This window comes from Streptomyces bobili, from assembly GCF_002154575.1.
GTDB classification, from domain to species: Bacteria; Actinomycetota; Actinomycetes; order Streptomycetales; family Streptomycetaceae; genus Streptomyces; species Streptomyces bobili.
In genome coordinates, this window is record NZ_MUBA01000575.1 from 1 (window position 1) to 6179 (window position 6179).

Genomic DNA, 6179 nt, shown 5'->3' on the forward strand with positions numbered 1-6179 from the left:
CTCGCGCACCCCGCCCGCCGCCCACGGCTCTCGTGGGGGTAGGCTGCCGCCCGCGGGGACCGCCACCGCACGGAGGGGCTGACATTCACGTGAACCTGCGCGACAAGCTGCGCGGCCTGCTGGTGAGGCTGTACGCGCGCCGGGTGGAAGGCCACCTGGACCACGCTCAGGTGCCCAAGCACATCGGCGTGATCATGGACGGCAACCGCCGCTGGGCGAAGGCCGCGGGTTCCACCACCGTGCACGGCCACCGGGCGGGCGCCGAAAAGATCGAGGAATTCCTCGGCTGGTGCTCCGAGACGGACGTGGGCGTCGTCACCCTCTGGCTGCTGTCGACGGACAACTTCGACCGCGCCAAGGAAGAGCTGGTCCCCCTTCTCGGCATCATCGAGGACGTCGTCCGCACCCTGGCCGCCGACGGCCGCTGGCGCGTGCACCACGTCGGCACGCCCGACCTTCTCCCGGCCGGCATGCAGCGCACGCTGAAGGAGGCCGAGGAGGCCACCGCCGACATCGACGGGATACTCGTCAACGTCGCCATCGGCTACGGCGGTCGCCAGGAGATCGCCGACGCGGTCCGCTCGATGATCCTCGACGCCCAGGACAAGGGCGTCTCGATGGAGGACCTCGCCGAGTCCGTCGACATCGACATGATCGGCCGCCACCTCTACACCGGCGCCCAGCCGGACCCCGACCTCGTGATCCGTACCAGCGGCGAACAGCGGCTGTCCGGATTCATGCTGTGGCAGACCGCGCACTCCGAGTACTACTTCTGCGACGTGTTCTGGCCCGCGTTCCGCAAGGTCGACTTCCTGCGCGCGCTGCGCGACTACGAGATCAGGCACCGGCGTTTCGGCGGCTGACCCCACCTCGGACACGACGGCCGGCCGTACGCACTGACGGCCGGCCATACCGTTTCCAGCCGCGTCGCGTCCAGTCGTGTCCAGCCGTTTCCAGCCGCGTCCGGCGGTCTCAGGCCACCCCGGCCGCACGCCTCCGTGCCTCTCCGTGCCCCACGGAAATCCCCCGAGTACCCCCGCTGGGACGGAAGTAACGAGGAGTTCATCGGCGCGCCGTCATATGCCGTGGCATGGCGGCGCATGTTCGAGGGCATAAGCACAGCAGGTCGACGCCCGAACCACGGGTGTCGGATCTCAGCGGACGGCACGGGGCCGTCCGCCCGGGAGGCCCTTTGCACCAGCCCGATCGTGCGGTCCGCACGGACGTAGCGGAGGGCCGGTTTTCGGTCCGTGCAAGCGGGCGAATTCCGGTCCAGCTCCACTCCGTCGCTCCCCGACCTCATCCGAGGGGGTACGTCCTTCCGTGGTGACCAGCACAAAGCGCCATAAGCCCGACCGGCGCACTTACGTTCTCGACACCAGCGTCCTGCTGGCCGACCCGCACGCAATGAACCGCTTCGAGGAGCACGAAGTCGTGCTCCCCATCGTCGTGGTCACCGAGCTGGAGGCCAAGCGGCACCATCCCGAACTCGGCTACTTCGCCCGGCAGGCCCTGCGCCTGCTCGACGACTACCGGGTGCAGTTCGGCCGTCTCGATGCCCCCATCCCGATCGGGGAGCTGGGCGGGACCATCCGTGTCGAGCTCAACCACTCGGACCCCAGCGTGCTGCCCACCGGCTACCGCCTGGGGGACAACGACTCACGCATCCTCGCGGTCGCCCGCAATCTGCAGGCCGAGGGGTTCGACGTCACCGTCGTGTCGAAGGACCTCCCGCTGAGGATCAAAGCGTCCTCCGTGGGTCTGCTCGCCGAGGAGTACCGGGCCGAACTGGCCATCACGGACTCCTCCGGCTGGACCGGAATGTCCGAACTGACGCTTCCCGGCGAACAGGTGGACATCCTCTTCGAGGAAGGACGGGTGTACGTCCCGGAAGCCTCCGAACTCCCCGTGCACACGGGCCTGACCATCCAGTCCGAGCGCGGCAAGGCGCTCGGCCGGGTCACGGCCGACGGCAACGTGCGGCTGGTGCGCGGCGACCGGGAGGTGTTCGGCATCAAGGGCCGCAGCGCCGAGCAGCGCATCGCGCTCGACCTGCTGCTCGACCCGGACATCGGGATCGTGTCGATGGGCGGCCGGGCCGGCACCGGCAAGTCGGCGCTCGCACTGTGCGCCGGTCTGGAGGCGGTCCTGGAGCGCCGCCAGCACCAGAAGGTGATGGTCTTCCGCCCCTTGTACGCGGTGGGCGGGCAGGAACTGGGCTATCTGCCCGGCTCCGAGGCCGAGAAGATGAGCCCCTGGGCACAGGCGGTCTTCGACACGCTGTCCGCGGTCACCAGCCGCGAGGTCATCGAGGAGGTCACCGCCCGCGGCATGCTGGAGGTCCTGCCGCTCACCCACATCCGCGGTCGCTCACTGCACGACGCGTTCGTGATCGTGGACGAGGCGCAGTCGCTGGAGCGGAACGTCCTGCTGACCGTTCTGTCCCGGATCGGCGCCAATTCGCGGGTCGTTCTGACCCACGATGTCGCGCAAAGGGACAATCTGCGAGTCGGCCGCTACGACGGTGTCGTCGCCGTCGTGGAGAAACTGAAGGGGCATCCGCTTTTCGCGCACGTCACCCTCAACCGGTCCGAAAGGTCCCAGATCGCGGCCCTCGTGACCGAAATGCTGGAGGAGGGACACATCTGACCGGACCGCCCCGTTTCGCGGGCCGTACCAGGTAGTTGGCGCCGCTCGGCAAAGGCTGTGAGCCTAGTCGGGCGGCGCCTTCGTATGTGGGCGAACGATGAAATACCCAGGGCGAAACGGGATGTGAGCTTTCACACGCAACTCGGAATTGCCACCCGGCGTCGGTTACGGCAGAGTCTCCTTCCTGTCAGGCCCCGCATACGACACACGTGTATCCCCAGCGATACGACACCACATCAACTCCATAGCTTCGTCGTATGCCGCCCGCGCACCATGCGGCGCTCCCGAGCAGGGAGTTGCCCACCGGGCCCGCGCCTCCCGTGACCCCGCAGTTGGGAGGCCAGTGTTCAGGGGCACGATTGCGTCCGCCAGGGTCACCGAAGCGGGCGATGCTGGAAGGAAACCGTGTGAGCCGGATCTCGGTCCGGGGATTCGCAGTGGCCTCGGCCACGGCGGTCACCGCTGTCGGAAGCGTCGTCGGTGTTGCCTCGGGCAGCACCGCGCAGCCCAACGACGCGGAAGCGGCGGTAAGCGACTCTACGACGCTCCTCGCCGACATCCCCGCAGGTCAGCAGGCCCAGGTGCAGACCGCCTCCCTGACGCAGCAGGCCAGTGTCCAGGCCATCGCCGCGGACGAGGGCGCCAAGAAGGACGCCGAGGAGTCGGCCCGCAAGGCCGCCGCCAAGACCGCGATCGCGAAGAAGGAGGCCGCCGAGAAGGCGGCCGCCGACGCCAAGGAACGCGCCGAGGTCAAGGCCGCCGCGAGCCGCAGCTCTTCCGACTTCCCCATCCAGAACTCGTACACCATCGACCAGATCCAGGCGATGGCGCAGCAGATGGTGCCGAGCGGCCAGTGGCAGTGCTTCAGCAACATCGTGGACCACGAGTCCAGCTGGAACTACCGGGCCGTCAACCCGTCCTCCGGCGCCTACGGCCTCTTCCAGGCGCTGCCCGCCGGCAAGTACGTGTCCGCGGGCGCCGACTGGCAGACCAACCCGGCCACCCAGATCAAGTGGGGCCTGAACTACATGAACGACCGCTACGGCAGCCCGTGTGAGGCCTGGTCGTTCTGGCAGTCCAACCACTGGTACTAGGCCGACGCCCGGCACCGACAGCTCAACCCCGCGCAGCCCCTCCCCGTCCTAGGGGGAGGGGCTTTCGCCCTGTACGGTCTTGTACGGTCCATGCCGCCGACTCCAGGGGCGAGTGGTGGGGGAGAGACGGGGGAAGAGGGCGCATCATGTCGCGAGTGCCAGGGTGGCTCGGCCGGGTAGGTGCCGGTCTGACCAGGATGGGGCAGCGGCTCGACGAACGTCGGGCCGAGACCGACCGGGAGAGCGGCGCCGTACCGGACCCGGCGGTGCCCGAGACGCCGGTGGCGCCCGCCGTCGAACTGCCGCCGCCCGCACCGCGCCCCGACCCCGCACAGGTCGTGCCGTGGGGTGTCCGGGTCGCCGCCGAGGCGGGCTGGCGGCTGCTGGTGCTGGCCGGGACCGTCTGGGTCCTGATGAAGGTCATCAGCGCAGTCCAACTCGTCGTGCTGGCCTTCGTGGTGGCGCTGCTGCTGACCGCACTGCTCGAACCCACCGTGGCCCGGCTGAAGCGGCTGGGCGTTCCCCGCGGGCCCGCGACCGCGCTGACCGGGATCTTCGGGTTCGTCGTCATCGGCCTGATGGGCTGGTTCGTGACCTGGCAGGTCATGGAGAACATCGACAACCTCTCCGACCAGGTCCAGGACGGCATCGACGATCTGCGCCGCTGGCTGCTGAACAGCCCCTTCCACGTCACCGACAAGCAGATCAACGGCATCGCCAAGAACCTGCGTGAGGCGGTCGGGGCCAACACCGACGAGATCACCTCCGCCGGGCTGGAGGGCGTCACCGTCGTCGTGGAGGCCCTCACCGGCATCCTGCTGGCGTTCTTCTCGACGCTGTTCCTGCTCTACGACGGCAAGCGCATCTGGCAGTGGACCCTCAAGCTGGTCCCCGCCGCCGCCCGGCCGGGTGTCGCGGGCGCCGGTCCGCGGGCCTGGGCGACGCTCACGGCGTATGTGCGCGGCACGGTGCTGGTGGCGTTGATCGACGCCATCTTCATCGGTCTCGGCATCTACTTCCTCGAAGTGCCCATGGCCGTACCGCTGGCCGTCTTCATCTTCCTGTTCTCCTTCATCCCGCTGGTCGGCGCGGTCGCCTCCGGGGCACTGGCCGTGGTCGTCGCCCTGGTCACCCAGGGCGTGTTCACCGCGGTGATGACACTGGCGGTCGTGCTGGCCGTGCAGCAGATCGAGGGGCACATCCTCCAGCCGTTCATCCTCGGCCGCGCCGTGCGCGTCCACCCGCTCGCGGTGGTCCTCTCGGTGGCCTGCGGCGGCATGGTGGCCGGGATCGGCGGCGCGGTGGTCGCCGTACCGCTGGTGGCGGTGACGAACACGGTGGTCAGCTATCTGCACGCGTACTCCAGGGAGCCGGCCCTGCTGACGGCACCGAAGCCGAGGGGTGCGACGGCGGTGGACGTGGCCCCCGTACGGCCGGCCGCCCGTCCGGAGCCCGGGGACGAGGCCTCCGCACGGCCGGCAGGCGGATCCGGAGGCGAAGCCTCGGCAGAGGGAACCCGAAAGGGCGACGGCAGCGAGGAACGGCAGGACCCCGCCCACCCCGAGGGGTGAATGGGAGCACCTTCTTCGACTCGGTCAAATCGGCGCCCGAGCAGGCGAATTGAGACACGCGACGGAGCAACTTCCGACAGCTGAGGGCAGGTCGGAAACCCGTCGCCGGACCGTGCCTTCCGGCTGATAGACCTTCCCCCCTGAGCGCTACGTGTCAGGCGTATGTGCGACATGCCAAGGGGAGTGATGTCGGGCTACGAGCTGCTGGCCCGCGACCTGACCGCGTGCGGGCGTGACGGCTTCACCGGGGAACTGCGTGCGTCCGGCTCACCCGGCGGCACCTTCCACCTGCGCGACGGACTCGTGATCGCCGTCGAGTCACCGGGAGCGCCTGGACCGGAGGCCCTGCTGCTGCGCTCCGGACGGATCGGCGGCGAGGAATGGGCCGGTCTGGTGCGCGAGTCCGACGGGGCGCGCTGGCCCGTCGCCGCACTCGTCGCCCACGGCTACACGGGAGCCGCCCAGCTCAGGGTCGTCTGCGTGATGGCCCTCCAGGACGCCGCCTTCGCGGTCGTCGCGGGCGGCGTCNNCGGCGAACCGCCCGCCCCGCTCCTGGCGGGCGCCTCCCGCAGACTGGCCGCCCTGCTCGCCCTGCCGTACCCGGTCCGCCCCGAGCGGGAACGCCCCGTACCGACCTCGCTGTCGTACGCCGCCGTCCGCCTGACCGCGCTGCAACGCGAGCTGCTCACCCACGCCGACGGCCGGCGCACCGCCCGCGACCTCGCCTTCCGTACCGGGCGCGGCGTCTACACGGTCACCGTCGAGGTCGCCCGGATGCTCGCCGAAGGGTTCCTGGAGTGCCCGCGGACACCCGCCCCGATCCCGGTCCGGCTGCCGCCCGGCGGGGAGGGCGTACGACGCCGGG

The 6179-nt window shown here is 69.9% G+C and carries 4 protein-coding genes; all 4 read left to right on the forward strand.

The window, feature by feature from the left end:
- Positions 1-89: 89 nt before the first annotated feature.
- The 4 genes from BZL64_RS33860 (at position 90) to BZL64_RS33875 (ending at position 5314) form a co-directional block, all read left to right on the forward strand.
- Positions 90-863: an isoprenyl transferase gene (locus BZL64_RS33860; protein WP_086772919.1), complete on the forward strand. Its 774-nt coding sequence runs from the start codon at positions 90-92 to the stop codon at positions 861-863.
- 460 nt (positions 864-1323) lie between these two features.
- Complete coding sequence (gene phoH2, locus BZL64_RS33865) at positions 1324-2649, forward strand: RNA 5'-3' helicase PhoH2 (protein ID WP_086772920.1); 1326 nt, start codon at positions 1324-1326, stop codon at positions 2647-2649.
- 407 nt (positions 2650-3056) lie between these two features.
- Positions 3057-3743, forward strand: coding sequence for an aggregation-promoting factor C-terminal-like domain-containing protein (locus tag BZL64_RS33870; RefSeq protein WP_208639576.1), 687 nt, complete (start codon positions 3057-3059; stop codon positions 3741-3743).
- A gap of 146 nt (positions 3744-3889) precedes the next feature.
- A complete protein-coding gene (locus BZL64_RS33875; RefSeq protein WP_086772922.1) occupies positions 3890-5314 on the forward strand; it encodes an AI-2E family transporter in 1425 nt (474 codons plus the stop codon).
- The last annotated feature ends 865 nt before the right edge of the window (positions 5315-6179 follow it).